The sequence below is a fragment of the Arthrobacter sp. P1_C12_2 genome, assembly GCF_056406415.1.
This window is the reverse complement of record NZ_JBFUAF010000001.1, coordinates 79,717-98,194: the sequence shown is the minus strand read 5'-3', so window position 1 is coordinate 98,194 and position 18,478 is coordinate 79,717. Positions and strand designations below refer to the sequence as shown.

Genomic DNA, 18,478 nt, shown 5'->3' with positions numbered 1-18,478 from the left:
GCCGGGTGGGACGGTGCTGTGGCACTGTAAGTGTCATGGCACGCATCGAGGATTACGCAATGGTCGGGGATCTGCACACCGCGGCCCTGATCAGCACCGAAGGTTCCATCGACTGGCTATGCCTGCCACGCTTCGACTCACCGGCCTGTTTCAGCGCGCTCCTCGATACGCCCGCGGCCGGCCGGTGGCTGCTGGCGCCGGTAGGCGGCGGCGAATGCACGCGGCGCCGCTACCGCGAGGGCACGCTGATCCTGGAAACCGAGTGGGACCTGCCCGAGGGCACGGTCAGGATCATTGACTTCATGCCACCCCGCGACGAAGTGGCGGATATCGTGCGGATCGTGGTCGGTGTCCGCGGCACGGTGCGGATGCGCGGCGAACTGGCTCTCCGGTTCGACTACGGCCATATTGTGCCGTGGGTCCGCCACGATGAGCGCGGGATCCACGCCGTCGCCGGGCCCGACGCGGCCTATCTGGTGACCGAGGCGCCGCTGCGCGGCGAGCGGATGCACACCATCAGCGACTTCACGGTCACGGCCGGGGACCGTGTGCCCTTCGCGCTGACATGGAGCCCCAGCCACCTCCGCCGGCCCCGCTCCGTGAACCCGGAGGCGGTCCTGGCGTCCACCGAGGAGTTCTGGCTTGGCTGGTCGGCGAAGTGCACGGTCACCGGGCCGCACCGTGACGCGGTCCAGCGCTCGCTGATCACGCTCAAGGCCTTGACCTTCGCCCCCACCGGGGGCATCGTGGCCGCGGTCACGACGTCCTTGCCGGAGGAGATCGGCGGCACCCGGAACTGGGACTATCGCTTCTGCTGGCTGCGCGACGCCACCCTCACACTGCAGGCGCTGCTGGCCGCGGGCTACACGGAGGAAGCCGGCGCGTGGCGCGACTGGCTGCTCCGCGCCGTAGCCGGGGACCCGGCAGATCTGCAGATCATGTACGGCCTCCACGGCGAACGCCGGCTGCCGGAGCTTGAACTGCCGTGGCTGAAAGGCTATGAAAACTCCGCCCCGGTGCGTACCGGGAACGGCGCGGCCGGCCAGCTGCAGCTCGACGTCTGGGGCGAGGTGCTCGATTGCCTGTCCCTGACGCGGAATTCACTCCTCAAACACACCGACGGCGCCTGGGATGTCCAGGTGGCCCTCATGGAACATCTCGAGACAGCCTGGAGCCAGCCGGACAACGGGCTGTGGGAAATGCGCGGCCCGCAATGCCATTTCACTCACTCCAAGGTGATGGCCTGGGTGGCGGCGGATCGTATGGTCAAGGGGGTCCGGGACTTCGGCCTGACCGGCCCGGCGGACCGTTGGGAGGAGCTGCGCGACACCATCCACGCCGAGATCATGGCCAACGGGTTTGACGCCGAACGCAACACGTTCGTGCAGTCCTACGGGCGGCCCGAGCTGGACGCAAGCCTCCTGCTGCTGCCCAGGGTGGGCTTCCTCCCGCCGGATGATCCCCGCATCATCGGAACCATCGACGCTGTCCAGCGTGAGTTGACGCATGACGGCTTCCTGCGCCGCTACCTGCCGGCGCAGAGCGATGACGGGCTTCCCGGTGAGGAGGGGGTGTTCCTGGCATGCTCCTTCTGGCTGGTGGAGGCCCTGATCGGGGCGGGCCGGCGCCACGAGGCCGGGGAACTGTTCGAGCGCCTGCTGGCGCTGCGCAACGACGTCGGACTCCTCAGCGAGGAGTGGGGCGTCGAGGCCGGCCGGCAGCTGGGCAACACGCCGCAGGCCTTCAGCCACTTCGCCCTCGTGATGAGCGCGCTGGAACTGCATGAAGATGGCGTCCGCCGCAGCGACACCCCGCTGGCTGCGGGCGCGGGCGGGTTGCCTCCCCGGCCCGGCAGATCGCCCCGCCCAGGCCCCGCCCCGCGCCGGTAATGCGCGCCCCAGACCCCCGCCCGTGACTTGTCCCCGCGGCCCTGTCCCGGCCGCCGGCGGGCGAAGGGCGGGACCTTCAGCACTTTCGCGGCACCGTCAAGTAAGTACACTTACTAATATCCCGGCGGGGGATACGAGGAACGAGGAGTGTGCAATGGCGGGGTATTTTGAGCTCGTGGACGCGCCCGACGGCGGCTACCGCATTCGGATGATGGACGGGGCAGGGCAACTGATGGCGGTTTCAGTAACGTTTCCCAACAAGAAAGCAGCCGTTGCCGGCGTCGCCCAGGCGAGGGAGATCGCCGGAACCGGCCTGATCAGGGACCGCAGCGCCGATGGCCGGGCCGCCGTGCCCGGATCGTCCGCCCGGGTGATCAGGGGGCGGCTCGGCGGTGCCGGGCGCCCAACGTCCGCAACGGGGGGCTCATTGGCAGCGGGAAAGAGGGCGCGGGCCCGCCACTGACCCTCCGGGCGGCAGTTGCCCTGCCGATATTCCCGCGCCGGGCGCCTCCCGAGTTGAGAGTTCGCGGTGGTCCGGGCGCGAAACACTGCCGTGATGTGCCGTCTCGGCGGTACGCTGGCCGGGCAGCCGCGTAACCGTCGAGGAGGACCCCATGAGCCAGCACCACACCCCCGGAAGGGTGGCCGTCGTCACCGGAGCCGGTTCCGGCATCGGCCGTGCGGTGGCCCGGCTCATGCTGGCCGAGGGCTACCGGGTGGTCCTGGCGGGGAGGCGGGAAGAGCCGCTGCTCGAGACCGCGGCCGGCCACCGCCAGGCGCTCGCGGTCCCGTGCGATGTCACCGTCCCCGCCGACGTCGAGCGGCTCTTCGCCGCGGCGCTGGGGCAGTGGGAAAGGGTGGACTTGCTCTTCAACAACGCCGGCGTGTTTGGCCCCGCCGCCGCGGTGGACGAGATCACCATGGAGGACTGGGACGCGACCGTGGCCGTGAACCTCACAGGATCCCTCCTCTGCGCCGCGGCCGCCGTCCGGGCCATGAAGGCGCAGTCGCCCCAGGGCGGACGGATCATCAACAACGGTTCGATCGCTGCGCATTCGCCCCGGCCGCGGACGGTGGCCTACACGGTGACCAAGCACGCGATCACGGGGCTGACCAAAAGCATTGACCTGGACGGACGCGGGTTCGGCATCACCTGCGGACAAATCGACATCGGCAACGCGGCAACTGATCTCATGGAGGAGATCGGCGTCGGCTCCGGGGCCGTGCAGGCAGACGGGAGCCTGCGGGCCGAGCCGACATTTGCGGTGCAGGACGCCGCCCGGGCCGTGCTGCTGATGGCCGGGATGCCGGCGTCGGCCAACGTGGGATCCCTCGTGGTGACAGCTGCGGGCATGCCGTTCATCGGGCGCGGCTGAGGCGCCGCCCCGGCTGGTGGGACCTGCCTACGCGGCTAGGGGTTGCTAAAGGGGCAGTAGGGCGGACAGGTCCGCGCGCAGTCCCGAGGCGGCAACACGGCCGGCCGCGACGGCGTCTGCCCAGCTCAATGACCCGCTGACCATCGCCAGCCAGGTGGCGGCGTCGCACTCGATGACGTTCGGCGGGGTGCCGCGCGTGTGCCGCGGGCCCTCCACGCACTGCGTGACGCCGAACGGCGGGACGCGCACCTCCACGGAGTTGCCGGGCGCCCGCGCGGTGACTTCCTCCAGGGAGTAGCGCACCGCCGTCGCGATCGTGTTGCGCGGGACGGCGCTGGTTCCTCCGGCGCCGGGGCCTTCGGCAGCCGGCACTTCGGATCCTGGCGCAGGCGCGGTGGCGTCCTGCCATGCGGCGAGCGCCGCGCGGCCCTCGTCCACGGCGATTCGACGGCGCGATACAGCCACTTTCCTACCTCCAGCCCTAGTCCAGCAGTGCCGCGACGGGCCGCCCCAGCCGGATCTTGCCAACCGGGCGTCCCCCGCCCAGTACCGGGTCCACCACCTTGTCCAGGACACTGGACACTTCAGGGATTTCTACGGCGCCGGAGGCCGCGAGGAGCGTCAGCCCGACCAGCGTGGTGGCCCGGATGTTGCCGTCGAGCATCTTGATGGCAACCGAGACGCCCTGGCGGGTGGCCATGACCAGCACGCCCTCGGCGCCGATCTTGGCCAGGATGCCGAGTTCGTCCATGACGATCGTGTTGGCCTGCCCGCGCCCCTGGACGGCCCACGGGTAGTCGAGCATGGATGTGGCAATCGTGGCGGCCCGCGCGTTTGAGTTCTTGTCGCCCGGGGCCTTGGCCAGCTTCGAGTAGGCCCGGGCCAGGCCGATCAGGGAGACGGCGGCAACCGGCGCGCCGCAGCCGTCGATGCCCAAGTGGGTGATGCGTTCGCCGCAGTACTCCTCGATCACGGAGCGGATGCGCTGCTGCAGCGGGTGGTTGGGTTCAAGATAGCTGTTCTTGTCCCAGCCGTTTTCCGTGCACGCCCAAAGGAACGCTGCGTGTTTGCCCGAGCAGTTGAAGGCAAGCCGGGACTTGCCGCGCTCGGTCTGGACCAGCCAGTTCCGGGCGGTCTCATCCTGGGGCCAGTCGGCCGGGCACTGCAGCTGGTCTTCCTTGGCCCCGGCCGCCTTGAGCATGCCCTCGACCACGTCCATGTGGTCCAGGGATCCGACGTGGCTGCCGCACGCGATGGCCACCTGGGCGCCGCGCAGGGGCACGCCGGACTGCATCGAGGCCAGGGCCTGCAAGGGTTTGAGCGTGGACCGGGCAAAGATCGGGGCGTTCACATCGCCGAGCTCGATCACTACTGTGCCGTCCGCGGCCAGCACCACGGCCGAGCCGATGTGGCGGGACTCCACGAAGCCGCTGCGTTCGATGACTGCCAGTTCGACGGCGGAGTCGACTGTGAATGTTGCATGCGGGTTCAAAGCCATGCAGCAAGTCTATGGTGCCCGGTGCGGATACCCCGGTTATTCCACGGTCACCATCACCGACTGCCAGCCGGAGGCGCCGTCCGGGACCGGATCCGCCCGCTTGTCCGTCTGGACCTCGCCGGTGCCGTCCGTGGCGCGGACCTTGATGTAGTGCGGGCCCGGCGTGGCATCCCAGTCGAGGGACCACTGCCGCCACGTGATGAGGGAGGCCTCGTCGGAGAGCACTGCCTCGGTCCAAGGGCCGCTGTCGATCTGCACCTCGACCTTGGTGATCCCGCGGGTCTGGGCCCACGCGGTGCCGCCGATTGCGACCTTCCCGGCGGGGACCTTGGCGAAGGACTTGGGCACCTCAACCCGCGCCATGGTCTTGATCGGGCCGCGTTCGGACCAGCCGCGCTGGGTCCAGTACGACTTGCTGTCCGCGAACCGGGTCACCTCGAGGTCCACCACCCACTTGGTGGCGGAGACGAAGCCGTACAGGCCGGGAACCACCATCCGCACCGGGTAGCCGTGTTCGAGCGGGAGCGGCTCGCCGTTCATGCCGATCGCCAGAATCGCGTCCCGGCCGTCCTGGAGGACCTCCAGGGGCGTGGAGGCGCTGAAGCCGTCAATGGAGGTGGAGAGCACCATGTCCGCGCCCTGGGTGGGGCGGGCCAGCTTCAGGGCATCGCGGATGGGCATGCCCAGCCATTTGGCGTTGCCGGCCAAGTTGCCGCCGACCGGGTTGGACACGCAGGTCAGGGACACATGGGATTCGATGAGCTGGGCGTCGAGCAAGTCCTGGAAGGTGAGCCGAACCTCCTGTTCCACCAAGCCGTGGATGCGCAGTTCCCAGTCCTGGGCGCTGATCTCCGGCACACTCAGGGCCGTGTCGATCCGGTAAAAGTCCTTGTTCGGGGTCAGCCACGGCGTGACGCCGGGCGCGCTGGACTGGACACCGGCCGGGACCGCGGGGGCGGGCCTGGCGGGCGCGGGCAGCTGCAGCGATTCGCGGGCCGCAGCCACGTTGCTGCGGGCCGCGCTGAGCAGACGCCCGCCGGTGGCGGCAACGGCCGAGGCGGCCGCGGTGATGCCGGCGGCGGCGAAGAACGCGCGCCGGGTGGTCGCCGGGCGCTCGGGTTCCTTCGCGGCGACGTCGGCCGCCCGGTCCGGCCATTCCTGCATCCGCCACAGCCGGGTGACCAGGAGCCGCAGCACCACCAGCCCGGCCACGGTACCGATCAGGGAAGGAATGGCGTCGACCGGCTTGACGCTGGCCCGGGTCACTACACTGCCGACGATCACGACTCCCATCAGCACCACGCCGGCCACACCCAGGGCCCATCTCCGGTACGCGACGATGCCGAGCACGCACGCGAGGAGCAGGATCGTGACCGCCATGCCGACGAACAGCGCGGCCTTGTCGTTGGTGCCGAACGTTTCAACGGCAAAGTTCTTCATCCATAGCGGCGTGAAGTCGATGAACGTGGAGCCCAGCGCAATCAGGGGGGTGGCCCGCGTGGTGAAGAAGGCGCCGATCAGTTCCGCGACGGACAGGACGACGGCGGCCGCAGCCACTCCGGCCACCGCGGCCAGGGCTGTGGCGCCGCGGGACCGCTTGCTGGGCTTCATGCTGGGCTTGTTCATACAGGCCATTCGTAGCCGCACGCCCGGCGGATTGTCCGGCGCCGGGGCCGATCCCCACGTGGACATGCTCTCCGCCGGAACCCAGGAGTGGACATGCTCCGCGTGCCCAGGGGACATGCCCAGCCTTGGGACCCGGGCATGGACATGTTCCGCGTGCCCAGGGGACATGTCCAGCCTTGGGGCGCAGGCATGGACATGATGGCATTGTGTCCAGTGGCCGCGGCCGGGACTGGGCATGTCCCGCGGATTCCCCGGCGCCCGGGAGTGCCGAGCCGCGGATTGCCCGGCGCCCGCGACTGCCCCGCCGCGAAAATTGAGCATGTCCAGCGGCCGACACAGCTTAGGAGCCTGCGGGGTGCACCACGTACCCTTGGAGACTGTGAAGGTACTTGTCATCGGCCCCGGCGGCCGCGAACACGCCATTGTCCGATCCTTGCTTGCAGACCCCAACGTTTCCGAGGTCCACGCGGCCCCGGGCAACGCGGGCATCAGCGCGCTGGTCCCCACATATGCGATCGACGCGAACGATCCCGACGCCGTCGCCGCGCTCGCCGTCAAGCTCACCGCGGACCTGGTGGTGGTCGGTCCGGAGGCGCCCCTCGCCGCGGGCGTGTCCGACGCCGTCCGCGCCGCCGGCGTCCCGGTCTTCGGCCCCAGCAAGGCCGCGGCCCAGCTGGAAGCGTCCAAGGCCTTCGCCAAGGAAGTCATGGCCGAGGCCGGCGTGCCCACGGCAATGGCCCGCGTTGCCTCCAACGCCGGGGAAGCCGCCGACGCCCTCGATACCTTCGGCGCCCCCTACGTCGTCAAGGACGACGGGCTCGCCGCCGGCAAGGGCGTCGTCGTCACCAACCACCGCGACGAGGCCCTGGCGCACGCCCAGACGTGCTTCGACGCGGGCGGCACCGTGGTGATCGAGGAGTTCCTGGACGGACCCGAGGTCTCCATGTTCGTCCTTTGCGACGGCAGCAACACCGTGGCCCTGTCCCCGGCGCAGGACTTCAAGCGCATCTTCGACAACGACGAAGGCCCCAACACCGGCGGCATGGGCGCGTACACACCCCTGGAATGGGCCCCCGAAGGCCTCGTGCAGGAAGTGATCGACCGCGTCGCCCAGCCCACGGTCAACCAGATGGCGCACCGCGGCACCCCGTTCGTCGGCGTCCTCTTCGTCGGCCTCGCCCTGACCTCGCGTGGCACGCGGGTCATCGAATTCAACGTCCGGTTCGGCGACCCCGAAACCCAGGCCGTCCTCGCCCGGCTCAAAACCCCCCTCGGCGGGCTCCTCATGGCCGCCGCCAAAGGCGAACTGGACAAGGTGGAGCCGCTGCGCTGGTCCAAGGACACGGCGGTCGCCGTCGTCGTGGCAGCAGAAAACTACCCCGACACCCCGCGCACGGGCGACCGCATCCGGGGCCTGAAGAAGGTCGACGCCCTGGACGGCGTCCACGTGATCCACGCCGGCACCAAGCTCGACGGCGAAGGCAAGGTGGTCTCGGCCGGCGGCCGCGTCCTGGCCGTCGTGGCGCTCGGAACGGACCTCGTGGAGGCCCGTGAGCGGGCGTACGACGGCGTCGAACTCGTCCAGCTGGACGGCAGCCAGTTCCGCACCGACATCGGCGGCAAGGCCGCCCGCGGTCAAATCCGGGTAGCCTCGCCGGGAACCCCCGCCGCGTCGAAAGCGAAGGCGTGAACGTGACCGAACCCGCAGCCCCGACTCCCGACACCACGCCGGAGACCCTGCCCAAGGGCGGACTCGACACCGCCACGCAGGACCTGCCGGGCTGGCGGCACGTCTACTCCGGCAAGGTCCGCGACCTCTACGTCCCCGCGGACCCGGCCGTCACGGAACGCTTCGGCCAGGACTGCGTCCTGGTGGTGGCCAGCGACCGGATCAGCGCCTTCGACCACGTCCTGGCCAGCGAGATCCCGGACAAGGGCCGCATCCTCACCCAGCTGAGCCTGTGGTGGTTCGACCAGCTCGGCGTCGCACACCACGTCCTCGCCTCCACGGCCGACGGCGGCGTTCCCGCCGCCGTCGAGGGCCGGGCGATGATCTGCAAGAAACTGGACATGTTCCCGGTCGAATGCATCGCGCGCGGCTACCTCACCGGCACCGGGCTCCTGGAGTACCGCGAGTCGGGCACCGTGTGCGGCATCCCGCTGCCCGCCGGCCTCGTTGACGGGTCGCGGCTGCAGGAAGCCATCTTCACGCCGTCGGCGAAGGCCGAGGTGGGCGAGCACGACGAGAACATCACTTACGACGCCGTCGTGGGCCTCGTGGGTGACGACGTTGCGGCGGATTTGAGCAGGCTGACCCTGGCGATCTACACCAAGGCCGAGGAAATCGCACGCGGCCGCGGCATCATCCTGGCCGACACCAAGGTGGAGTTCGGCCTCGACGCGGCCACCGGCATCATCACCCTGGGCGACGAGGTGCTGACCCCGGATTCCTCACGCTTTTGGGATGCGGCCACGTACCGGCCCGGCCAGGCCCAGCCGTCCTACGACAAGCAGTATGTCCGCGACTGGCTGACCTCGCCCGAATCGGGCTGGGACAAGGCCTCCGACACGCCCCCGCCCGCCCTGCCGGCAGACGTCGTGGCGCGCACGCGCAGCCGCTACGTGGAGGCCTACGAGAAGCTCACCGGCCGCACGTTCGCCTAGCCCGGCCGCACGGCCCGGCCGGGGCTAGGCTTCCGCGGAAGCGGCCTCGGCCCGCCGCTGGGCCAGCTTGATCTCGAGCACGGCGTCCAGGGCCTGCTGGACCCGGTCCGAGGCGCCCGCCGCGCTGAACTCCTTCTGGGCTTCCTCGAGGTACACCAGGGCCTCCGCGGACTCCCCGGCGGCCTTGAGCGCCTTCCCCAGCAGCAGGGAGACCTCGCCGGCGGTGTGCCGGGCCAGCGCCTCCCGCTCGGCATGGATCTCGCGCAGCTTCTGGACGGCGGCCACGATGTCGCCGGTGAGGTAGAGCCAGCGGGCCCGGATGAAGGCGACTTCGAGCTGGTCCGTCTTGTTGCCGCCGACAATCGAGAGGGCCAGTTCGGCGCGCTCGATCGATGACAGCGTCTCGGGTTCGACGATTCCCGAGGACAGGCGGACGGCGGCGGAGGCTTTGTTGAACCGGGCCCACAGGTCGATGTCGTTGGCCGGGGAGAGCAGCCGGCCGGCCCGCTCGTGGTACTTGATCCCCTCGGGGTAGTCGTGGCGCATGAAGGCCACGTTGCCGATCACCCAGGCCACCTCGCCGGCGAGCTGGGACATGGAGTGGTCGTCCATCTGGTCGTTCATGGCCTGGCAGTACGCCCAGGCCTCATCGAGCCGGCCGCTCTCGGCCAGGGCGCCGATCAGGGCGCGGAGGGCGCCGATGATCATGGTGGAGCCCTTGGGCAGCTGGGCGCAGAGCCGCACCGCTTCCTGCGCATGCTCGACGGCGGCGGTCAGCTGGCCCTGCCCCTGCGAGGCGGCGGCGAGCATCTGCTGGGCCCGGACGCCGAGCCCGGCCGACTCCGCGGCCATCGGGTGCTCCAGGAGATTCTGGACCACGTCCTTGCACTCCTGCCACAGGCCCTGCTTGATCAGGCACTCGGCCTGCATGTAGGTCATGTTCCACCACGCGCTGGTGTTCTTGGCCTCCAGGGCGATCTTGGCGGCGGCGGCGGCGTGAGTGGCGGCCACGGGGTAGTCCCGGAGGTCCCAGGCCTGCCGGGCATACAGCCCCGCGAGCACGTATTCGGCGTCGCTGACGGACACCGGCTGGCTCCAGGCCTCAAGCGCCTTCGGGGCCAGTTCAAGCCGGCGGGCCAGCTCTTCGATGACATCGGCGGTCGGCTCGCGGCGTCCGGTTTCCAGCAGAGAAATGTAGCTGGGGGAGTACAGGTCACGGCCCAACTCCGCCTGCGTCAGGCCCCGTTCGAGCCGTTCCGCGCGGAGCTTCTCCCCAAATCCGTTCCCCACGGATACCTCCTAATTCCGGACATTCTTTGTACTAAATGCTTGACAGTCTCTGTAGAAACCATTTTACAATGTGTGTCAACAAGGGTAGTGCTGACTTGGTTAAGGACCCCAACCGATATTGAGGAACTCTATGTTGAAGAAGATTGCAGCCGGCGCCGTTTTGGCGGGCGCACTGGCATTTACCGCCGCGGCCCCGGCCGTGCTGTCCGCTGCTTCACTTACCGATGTCTCAGATGTTGCCGCCGTCGGCAACTGGCCCGACCCCATGCGCGCCGCCCAGGCGGTGGGCAACTGGCCCGACCCGATGACCCACTCGCTGAACGTCGGCAACTGGCCCGACCCGATGTAACAATCTCGATRTAGCAGGTCCAGCACAGCCCCGGGAGATTTCTCCCGGGGCTGTGCTGTGTCCGGGCCGGTGCTCCGCGCCGGGGGGATCGCCGGTGCCGGGACCGTGGAATCGCGCCGAACACACAAAAAAAGGACCCTCCGTGTGGAGGGCCCTCTTTTGTGTTTGGTCGGGATGACAGGATTTGAACCTGCGACCTCGTCGTCCCGAACGACGCGCGCTACCAAGCTGCGCCACATCCCGATCCGCTGCTTCAAAAGCAACTTCACAAGAGTATCCGATTATGGCCCCGGATGTGAAATCGGGCGCCAGGCGGGACGGGTCGGGCCGTCATCCCGGCCCGCGGGCGCAACCGGTCGCCGCAGGAGCTGTTCAGACCAGCGAGTCTTTCCAGGCGCCGTGGAGCCGGGCGAAGGCGCCGCCGTCGCCGATCAGCTGCTCCGGGGTGCCGTCCTCGACGACGCGTCCGTCGTGCACCACCAGGACCCGGTCCGCCGTCTCCACGGTGGAGAGCCGGTGGGCAATGATCAGCGCTGTCCGCCCGGCGCCGGGGGCAGCGTCCGGGCCGGGGGCCGCGGCGGGCTGCCCGCCGGCCGCCTGCCCACCGGGCGGCCGCTGGCCGGCCTCCCGCGTGCCCCGCAGGAGCCCCGCAAGGCCCTGCTGGACCATGCGCTCCGACGGGATGTCCAGCGAGGACGTTGCCTCGTCCAGGATCAGGACGGCCGGGCGGGCCAGGAATGCCCGGGCGAAGCTGATCAGCTGGCGCTGCCCGGCGGAGACCCGGCCGCCGCGCTTGTTGACGTCGGTGTCGTAGCCGTCCGGAAGTTCCATGATGAAGGCGTGCGCCCCCACTGCCCGGGCCGCGTCCTCGATCTCCTCGCGCGAGGCTTCGGGCCGGCCCAGGGCGATGTTGTCGGCCACGGAACCGCTGAACAGGAAGGCCTCCTGGGTGACCATGACAACGTTCCGGCGCAGATCCTCGGTGGTCAGCTGGCGCAGGTCCACGCCGTCGAGGGTCAGGGACCCGGCGGAGACGTCGTAGAAGCGGGCAATCAGCTTCGCGAGGGTGGACTTGCCGGCGCCGGTCTGCCCGACGAGCGCGACCGTCTGGCCGGCGGGGATGTGCAGGTCCAGCCGCGGGATGACCACCGGGCCGTCGCCGTAACGGAACTCGACACCGTTGAAGTCGATGCTGCCCCGCGCGTCGGGCAGGGCCACCGGCGTCTTCGGCGGCCGCACGGTGGGAACCTCCTCGAGCAGGCCCGAGACCTTTTCCAGGGCCGCCTGGGCGCTTTGGAAGGAGTTGTAGAACATCGCCATCTGGTCCACCGGCTGGAAGAAGCGCTTGGTGGACAGGATCAGGGCCAGGAGCACACCCACCTCGAGTTCGCCGCTGAGGACCCGGAAACCGCCGGTGAGCAGCACGAGGGCCACGCACACGTTCCCGATCAGCACCAGCCCGGGCTGGAAAATGCCGTTGAGGTTGATGGAGCGGACGGTCGCGCGCCGGTAGTCCTCGGACAGTTCGGCGTAGCGCGCGGCGTTCTCGGGTTCCTTCCGGAACGCCTTCACCGCGCGGATCCCGGTCATGGTCTCCACGAAGTGCACGATCAGCCGGGCCGAGACCACCCGGGATTCGCGGAAGGCGGTCTGCGAGTGCTTCTGGTACCAGCGGGCCAGGAAATACATCGGCACACCGGCCGCCAGCACCAGCACGCCGCTGCGCCAGTCCAGGGCGAATACCGTCACGGCGGTAAACGCCATGAACAGCATTCCCGAGGCCAGCGAGCTCACGCCGGAATCCAGGAGTTCGCGCAGGGCCTCCAGGTCCGAGGTCTGCCGGGCGATGATGCGACCGGAGGTGTATTTCTCGTGGAATTCCAGGCTCAGCCGCTGCGTGTGGCGGAAGACCCGGACGCGGAGGTCCAGCAGCATCGCCTGGCTGAGCCGCGCCGTCGAGGTCACGTACAGGGCCGTCAGGCCGGCCGCCACGACGGCCGCGGCAAGGTAGGCGACGCCGGTGAGCATCAGGGGAAGGTTGTCGCCGGCGCGCACGGCCGGCAGGGCGTGGTCGATGCCGAAGGCGATCAGCGCCGGCCCGGCCACGCGGGCGGCCTGGGACAGGACGACGGCGCCGATCGTCAGCCAGAATCGGGCCCGGACGGGGCGGATCAGGGAGCCCAGAAGGGTCAGGGAGCGCCGCCGGACGGCCTTGCTCTCGTTCCTGCTGAGGTGCGCGTTGTCCTCATTGGCGGTGCCGAATGTTGCGCTGCTCATCGGGAAATCTCCTCGGACTGGTCCTCGAGGGCGGACAATTCTGAATCCAGGTCCCGCGGTTCCGGGTCCAGGCTGGCGATCACGTAGCGGTAGTGGCTGTTCTGGGCGAGCAGTTCCGCGTGGGTTCCGACGGCGGCGATCCGGCCGTCCTCGAGCAGGGCCACCCGGTCGGCCAACGCCACGGTCGAGGGCCGGTGGGCCACGATCAGCGTGGTGGTGTCCGCGAGGACCTTGCGCAGCCGGGCCTCGACGAGCACCTCGGTGTTCACGTCCAGCGCCGACAGCGGGTCGTCCAGGACCAGCACAGCCGGTTTCGCGGCGATGGCGCGGGCCAGGGCAATGCGCTGGCGCTGGCCGCCGGAGAGGCTGAGGCCCTCCTCGCCGATCAGGGTGTCCACCCCGTTCGGCAGGGAATAGGCGAAGTGGGCCTGGGCGACGTCGAGGGCTTCCTCCAGGGCCGCGTCGCGGCCTTCCGCCGATCCGGCGTCGGGCGCGCCGAGCAGGACGTTGTCCCGGACGGAGCTGGAGAACAAGGTGGTGTCCTCGAACGCGACGGCGACCGCGGTGCGCAGGTCCTCCACGCCGAACTCGCGCAGGTCCACGCCGTCGATGGTGATGGCGCCGCCGGTGACGTCATAGAGGCGGGGGACCAGTTGGAGCAGGGCGCTCTTGCCGCCGCCCGTGATGCCCACGAGGGCCATGGTTTCCCCGGGCCGGATGTCCAGGGTGATGTTCTTGAGGATCGGCTTGTCCGGAGCGTCCTCGAACGCGAACGAGGCATTGCGGAAGCTGAGGGCACCCTTGAGTCCGGCCGGCCGGCGGGGCTGGTCCGGGCTGGTGATCGTGTTCTGCGCGTCCATCACCTCGAAGTGCCGGTCCACAGCGGACTTCGCGGTGAGGGCCATCGCCAGCAGCATGCCGCAGAACTCGACCGGCGCGGCAACCACGGCTGCGGTGGCGAAGAAGGCCACGAGGGAACCGATGGAGAGCTGATCCGTGGAGGCCAGCAGGATGCCGACGACGAGGCCGGCGCCGAGCGCGAGTTCGGGCAGCAGCGTCACCACCAGGCTGAAGGTGGCCAGGTGCTTGGCCTTGGCGATCTCCGTCTGCCGGAGTTCCTCGGCCTGTTCGTTGAAGTTCTCCAGCGCCTCGCGGCTGCGGCCGAAGGCCTTCAGGACGCGGATGCCGTGCACGGATTCCTCGACCGTCGTGGCGAGGTCCCCGGCCTGGTCCTGGCTGCGGCGGGCCACCTTGCTGAACCGGGTGCGGAAGCGGAATCCGTAGATCATGATCGGCACGGCGGCGGCCAGGAAGATCAGGGCCAGCTGCCAGCTCATGGCGAACATCACCGCGACGCCGATCACCACGGTGAGCGTGGTGACCACCAGCATGATGGCGCCGAAGGCCATCCAGCGGCGCAGGAAGTTCAGATCCGTCATGGCCCGGGAGAGCAGCTGCCCGGAGCCCCAGCGGTCATGGAAGGAGACCGTGAGGTCCTGAAGGTGCCCGTAGAGGGAGACCCGCATCCGGGTCTCGACGGTGGTGGCGGGATTGATGACGAACTGCCGGCGCAGGGCCACCAGGCCTGCCTCGGCGATGCCCAGGACCAGGATGAGGAGCGAGGCGGTCCAGACGGCTTCGGCGCTGCCGCCGGGCGTCAGGGATTCGTTGACCAGCACGCGCAGCACCTGCGGGATGGCCAGTGCCATGACGCTGGCCAGCAGCGCGCAGAGCAGGCCCATGACCAGCCGGGGCAGGATTGGCCTGACATGCGGGTAAAGACGGCTGATGGAGGTGAAGAATGAACTCTGCTTGGCCATGCCTGCTTCTTAAGACGCCCGTGCATAGATCGCACCGTTGAATGTAGTTTCCTGTAGCAACTACCCTAGGCCATCGGGTGACCGGATTCACACGTTGCTCAGCGCTCCCAGCATCTCGCCCAGTCATTACGATCCGCAATGGTGTGCGGGCGGCGGGCGCGTGGCCGGGGGACATGCCCAGTCGTGGCAACGAGCCCGGTGGGACATGTCCAGTGCTGGCCGCGAGCCGGGGAGGACATACCCAGTCCTGGCCGCGACCACGGCGGGACATGTCCAGTCTTGGCCGCAGCAGGTGGGCATGGTGGGTCTATGCCCAGTGCTCGCGACCGGGGGAGGGCATGTCCCTTGGGTGCGGGCGCGAGGGGAGGGCATGTCCACCCGTCAGGCCGGAGGGCGGGCAGGCGTGGCTGCGGCCAGGCCTAGGCGCGGGAGGTCAGCGTGAGGAGAACGGCTTCGGGCCGGCAGGCGATGCGGACCGGGGCGAAGCGGGACGTGCCGATGCCGCCCGAGACGTTCACCGGCGTCGTACTGCCGTTGCTTTCCCAGGTGTGCAGGCCCCGGGCCCGCCAGGTGGGCAGGTCGCAGTTGGTGACCAGGGCCCCGTAGCCCGGGACGCAGATCTGGCCGCCGTGGGTGTGGCCGGCCAGGAGGAGGTGGGCGCCGGCTTCGGTGAATCGGTCGAGGACGCGCTGGTAGGGGGCGTGCGCGACGGCGATGCGCAGGTGCGGGTCGCCGTCCCGGCCCTTGGTGCCGCGCGGCCAGCCCGCGTACCGATCGAGGCGCAGGTGGGGATCGTCGACGCCGGAGAAATCGAAGCGCATGCCCTTGAGCACGACGGACTGGCAGCGGTTGGTCAGGTCCACCCAGCCGGACATGCCGAACTCGGAACGCAGCCGGGGCCAGTCGAGTTTTTCCGGGTCTTTGCGCTCGCCCGATGGCCCGAGCAGATATGACGCGGGGTTCTTCAGGCTCGGGCCGAAGTAGTCGTTCGAGCCGGGGACAAAGACGCCCGGGAAGTCCAGCAAGGGTCGCAGGGCCGCCAAGAGTGGGTCCACGCCCTTGGCATGGCTGAGGTTGTCGCCCGTGTTCACCACGAGGTCCGGCTGCAATTGCGCAAGCGAGGACAGCCACCGCGCCTTCCGGTGCTGGCCCGGAACGAAGTGGATATCGGACAGGTGCAGTATCCGGAACGGGCCGAACCCGGCCGGCAGGATGGGGAGGGTTTCCTCCCTGAGCACGAACTGGTTCTTCTCCCACAGCCCGTAGCCGGTAGCGGCCGCCCCCGCCGCCGTCCCGATCGCGGCGGTCACGGCAAAGCCGCGTCCGATGCTTCGAACGCGGCTCGCCAGATCATTCCCCCGGGTCATCGGCTACTTCTTGCCGGACGACTTCGTGGGTGCCGGCTTCGGCTCGGCGGACGGTTCCGTGGACGGTTCCGCGGCCGGCTCGGTGCTCTGGCTGGTCGGGAAGGAGGTCCGCGGCGGTGCTACCGGGGCCGGGGAGTTCAGCATGTCCGACGGCGGAGCCGGGAACGGATCGGTGCCGTAGGCCGGCGCCACCTGGGCCATGTAGTTCGAGAACTGCGGACCGGCGATCATGTAACCGTCGATGCCCTTGTAGAAGTTGCCGTTGATCGTGACATTCTGCCCGGCGCGCTGCTGGTCACCCAGGGGATCCCCAAACCACGTGGCCGTCGCCAGGCCGCTGGTGTAGCCCGCCACCCAGGTGGAGCTGTTGTTGTCGTTGGTACCGGTCTTCGCCGCGATGGGGAAGGTGGTCCGGGTCGATATCCGGGGCACGATGAGCGCGCCCGAACCGCGGTTGAGCACTTCTTGCATAGCGTAGGCGACGCCGTGGGCCACCTCGGGCTTGACCGCGTCCCTGCAGTTCGGTGACTGGGCCGGCAGCTGGGCGCCGGTTGCGTCCGTTACCGACTCAATGGCCATCGGTTCGCAGTACTTGCCGTTGTTGGCGAAGGTGGCGAACGCGCTGGCCATGGTCAGCGGCGCCGTCTGGGTGGCCCCGATGAGGTTGGACAAACGCGTCATGTTCACCTGGGGGTTGGGGCTGTCGGGGCTGGGCAGACCGCCGTGGATCCCGACGGCGTCCACGACCTTCTGGATCCCGCAGAGGTCCACCTGGGCGGCAGAGGCGAAAGTGATGGTGTTGATGGAGTTCGCCAGACCGTCAAGGACAGACATGTACTTGTAGTGGTTTTCGTCGGCGTTCTGCAGGTCGGTCGTGCCCGCGGTGCTATCGTACGAGTCGGTCGTCGGTGTGGGGCAGGTGTTCTTCCACGGGAAGCCGGGGGAGTATCGGCGGACGGCGCCGTTGAGCTGCGTGCTCATCGTCTTGCCCTCATTGAGCCACTCCGCGAACGTGAACGGCTTCATGGTGGAGCCCGGCTGGAAGCCGCCGAGGCCGTTGAGGTCATTGCCCTTGGCGTCCTGCACGTCCACGTTGAAGTTCTGGGTCTGGTCGAACTTGCCGGCTGCCGGGAACCAGACGGTGTTCTGGGCCATGGAGACGATCTTGCCCGAGCCCGGTTGCACCGACACCAGCGAGGCGCCCCACTTGTCCGGGTTCGCGCCGGCCGATCCGTCCACCTGGGCCTGGGCCACGGCCTGGGCCTTCGGATCCAGCGTGGTCTTGATGGTCAGGCCGCCGCGGAAGATCTTCCGCTCACGCTCGGCAGCGTCGGCCCCGTAGGCCGGATTGTTCAGGAGCAGGTGGAGCACGTAGTCGCAGAAGTACGGCGCCGTCTGCGAATAGGCGCAGCCCTGGCGGGGCTGGGTGACCTTGGTCTGCACCGGCGTGGCGACCGCGGCATCGTAGTCGGCCTGCTTGATCTTGCCCTGGGTCAGCATCGCATGGAGCACGAGGTCGCGGCGGACCTTGGCGTTCTCCGGATTGGTGATCGGGTCATAGTAGGACGGGCTGTTCACGACGCCGGCGAGCAGGGCCGCCTGCGGCAGGGTCAGGTCCTTGGCCGTGGTGCTGAAGAAGAACTTGGACGCGGCTTCGATGCCGTAGGCGTCCCGGTTGAAGAACACGATGTTCAGGTAGCCCTCGAGGATCTGCTCCTTGGTGAACTTCTTCTCCAGCGCGATGGCCAGCTTCATTTCACGGAGCTTGTCCCCGACGCCCTTGTTGACGCCGTTGAGGAGGACCTCGTCGCCCTTGCCTTCGGCTTCCAGCGAGGAGTTGATGACGTTGTTCACGTATTGCTGCGTAATCGTGGACGCACCCTGCTTGTTGCCGCGCGCGGTGCTCACGAGGGCGCGCAAGATGCCGGTGGTGTCCACACCGCCGTGCTCGTAGAAGCGGCTGTCCTCGATGGCGATGATCGCGTCCTTGATGTGCGGAGACATCTGGTCCAGCGAAACACGGGTGCGGTTTTCCGCGTAGAGGTTGGCGATCGGGCTGCCGTCGGACGCCAGGATCGTGGTCGACTGGCTCGGCGGATCGACCTTCAACTCTGCGGGGAGCGTGTCAAAGAACTGGATCGAACCGCTCGCCGCGCTGCCCGAAACGGCCGCCGCGGGGACCAAGAGGCCCGCCACCAGGACGCCGCAAATAGCGCTCACGCCCAGGAAAAGAAAGATCTTTCCGAGGGTGGTGGCCGTGTCGAATAAAGGGTTCTTGCCAGTCGCCATGTTTTCCACTTTACCGGCAACGACTAGGCTTTA

The 18,478-nt window shown here is 68.9% G+C and carries 14 protein-coding genes and 1 tRNA gene; 6 read left to right on the top strand and 9 right to left on the bottom strand.

What is annotated here, in order from left to right:
• Nucleotides 1–35: 35 nt before the first annotated feature.
• The 3 genes from AC1DZQ_RS00450 to AC1DZQ_RS00440 all read left to right on the top strand — a co-directional run bounded on the left by AC1DZQ_RS00450 (nucleotide 36) and on the right by AC1DZQ_RS00440 (nucleotide 3,265).
• Entirely contained in the window at nucleotides 36–1,889 is a 1,854-nt protein-coding gene (locus tag AC1DZQ_RS00450) for a glycoside hydrolase family 15 protein (protein WP_476961607.1), read from the top strand.
• 154 nt (nucleotides 1,890–2,043) lie between these two features.
• A complete protein-coding gene (locus tag AC1DZQ_RS00445; RefSeq protein WP_476961606.1) occupies nucleotides 2,044–2,352 on the top strand; it encodes a hypothetical protein in 309 nt (102 codons plus the stop codon).
• 151 nt (nucleotides 2,353–2,503) lie between these two features.
• Nucleotides 2,504–3,265 carry an SDR family oxidoreductase gene (locus AC1DZQ_RS00440; RefSeq protein WP_476961605.1) on the top strand — a complete coding sequence of 254 codons (762 nt, stop codon included), beginning with the start codon at nucleotides 2,504–2,506 and terminating at the stop codon, nucleotides 3,263–3,265.
• A gap of 45 nt (nucleotides 3,266–3,310) precedes the next feature.
• On the opposite strand, the gene AC1DZQ_RS00435 is transcribed toward AC1DZQ_RS00440, so the two are convergent.
• Genes AC1DZQ_RS00435 through AC1DZQ_RS00425 form a run of 3 tightly spaced genes read right to left on the bottom strand, consistent with a single transcriptional unit; the run spans nucleotide 3,311 to nucleotide 6,398 of the window.
• A complete protein-coding gene (locus tag AC1DZQ_RS00435; RefSeq protein WP_476961604.1) occupies nucleotides 3,311–3,730 on the bottom strand; it encodes a sterol carrier family protein in 420 nt (139 codons plus the stop codon).
• Nucleotides 3,731–3,746: 16 nt separating this feature from the next.
• Nucleotides 3,747–4,763, bottom strand: a complete 1,017-nt coding sequence (locus AC1DZQ_RS00430; RefSeq protein ID WP_476961603.1) for an asparaginase — start codon at nucleotides 4,761–4,763, stop codon at nucleotides 3,747–3,749.
• Nucleotides 4,764–4,799: 36 nt separating this feature from the next.
• Nucleotides 4,800–6,398, bottom strand: a complete 1,599-nt coding sequence (locus AC1DZQ_RS00425; protein WP_476962025.1) for a molybdopterin-dependent oxidoreductase — start codon at nucleotides 6,396–6,398, stop codon at nucleotides 4,800–4,802.
• 370 nt (nucleotides 6,399–6,768) lie between these two features.
• On the opposite strand from AC1DZQ_RS00425, the gene purD reads away from it, so the two are divergent.
• Nucleotides 6,769–8,079 carry a phosphoribosylamine--glycine ligase gene (gene purD, locus AC1DZQ_RS00420; protein WP_476962024.1) on the top strand — a complete coding sequence of 437 codons (1,311 nt, stop codon included), beginning with the start codon at nucleotides 6,769–6,771 and terminating at the stop codon, nucleotides 8,077–8,079.
• Between the two features lie 47 nt (nucleotides 8,080–8,126).
• A complete protein-coding gene (locus AC1DZQ_RS00415) occupies nucleotides 8,127–9,053 on the top strand; it encodes a phosphoribosylaminoimidazolesuccinocarboxamide synthase (RefSeq protein WP_476962023.1) in 927 nt (308 codons plus the stop codon).
• A gap of 24 nt (nucleotides 9,054–9,077) precedes the next feature.
• Here the strand turns inward: AC1DZQ_RS00415 and AC1DZQ_RS00410 are convergent, their stop codons facing one another.
• Nucleotides 9,078–10,343: a helix-turn-helix domain-containing protein gene (locus AC1DZQ_RS00410; RefSeq protein ID WP_476961602.1), complete on the bottom strand. Its 1,266-nt coding sequence runs from the start codon at nucleotides 10,341–10,343 to the stop codon at nucleotides 9,078–9,080.
• A 130-nt stretch (nucleotides 10,344–10,473) separates the two neighbouring features.
• On the opposite strand from AC1DZQ_RS00410, the gene AC1DZQ_RS00405 reads away from it, so the two are divergent.
• Complete coding sequence (locus AC1DZQ_RS00405; RefSeq protein ID WP_476961601.1) at nucleotides 10,474–10,692, top strand: hypothetical protein; 219 nt, start codon at nucleotides 10,474–10,476, stop codon at nucleotides 10,690–10,692.
• A 166-nt stretch (nucleotides 10,693–10,858) separates the two neighbouring features.
• Here AC1DZQ_RS00405 and AC1DZQ_RS00400 read toward each other — a convergent pair.
• The 5 genes from AC1DZQ_RS00400 to AC1DZQ_RS00380 all read right to left on the bottom strand — a co-directional run bounded on the left by AC1DZQ_RS00400 (nucleotide 10,859) and on the right by AC1DZQ_RS00380 (nucleotide 18,445).
• A tRNA-Pro gene (locus tag AC1DZQ_RS00400) sits at nucleotides 10,859–10,935 on the bottom strand.
• A gap of 129 nt (nucleotides 10,936–11,064) precedes the next feature.
• Nucleotides 11,065–12,969 (bottom strand): ABC transporter ATP-binding protein, encoded by a 1,905-nt coding sequence (locus AC1DZQ_RS00395; RefSeq protein ID WP_476961600.1) that lies wholly within the window; start codon nucleotides 12,967–12,969, stop codon nucleotides 11,065–11,067.
• Nucleotides 12,966–14,789, bottom strand: a complete 1,824-nt coding sequence (locus AC1DZQ_RS00390; RefSeq protein WP_476961599.1) for an ABC transporter ATP-binding protein — start codon at nucleotides 14,787–14,789, stop codon at nucleotides 12,966–12,968. The genes AC1DZQ_RS00395 and AC1DZQ_RS00390 overlap by 4 nt, the downstream gene beginning before the upstream one ends.
• Before the next feature lie 419 nt (nucleotides 14,790–15,208).
• The gene (locus AC1DZQ_RS00385) at nucleotides 15,209–16,156 is read right to left on the bottom strand and encodes a metallophosphoesterase (protein WP_476961598.1); all 948 of its coding nucleotides are present in this window, start codon (nucleotides 16,154–16,156) and stop codon (nucleotides 15,209–15,211) included.
• A 3-nt stretch (nucleotides 16,157–16,159) separates the two neighbouring features.
• The gene (locus tag AC1DZQ_RS00380; RefSeq protein ID WP_476961597.1) at nucleotides 16,160–18,445 is read right to left on the bottom strand and encodes a transglycosylase domain-containing protein; all 2,286 of its coding nucleotides are present in this window, start codon (nucleotides 18,443–18,445) and stop codon (nucleotides 16,160–16,162) included.
• Nucleotides 18,446–18,478 lie beyond the last annotated feature (33 nt).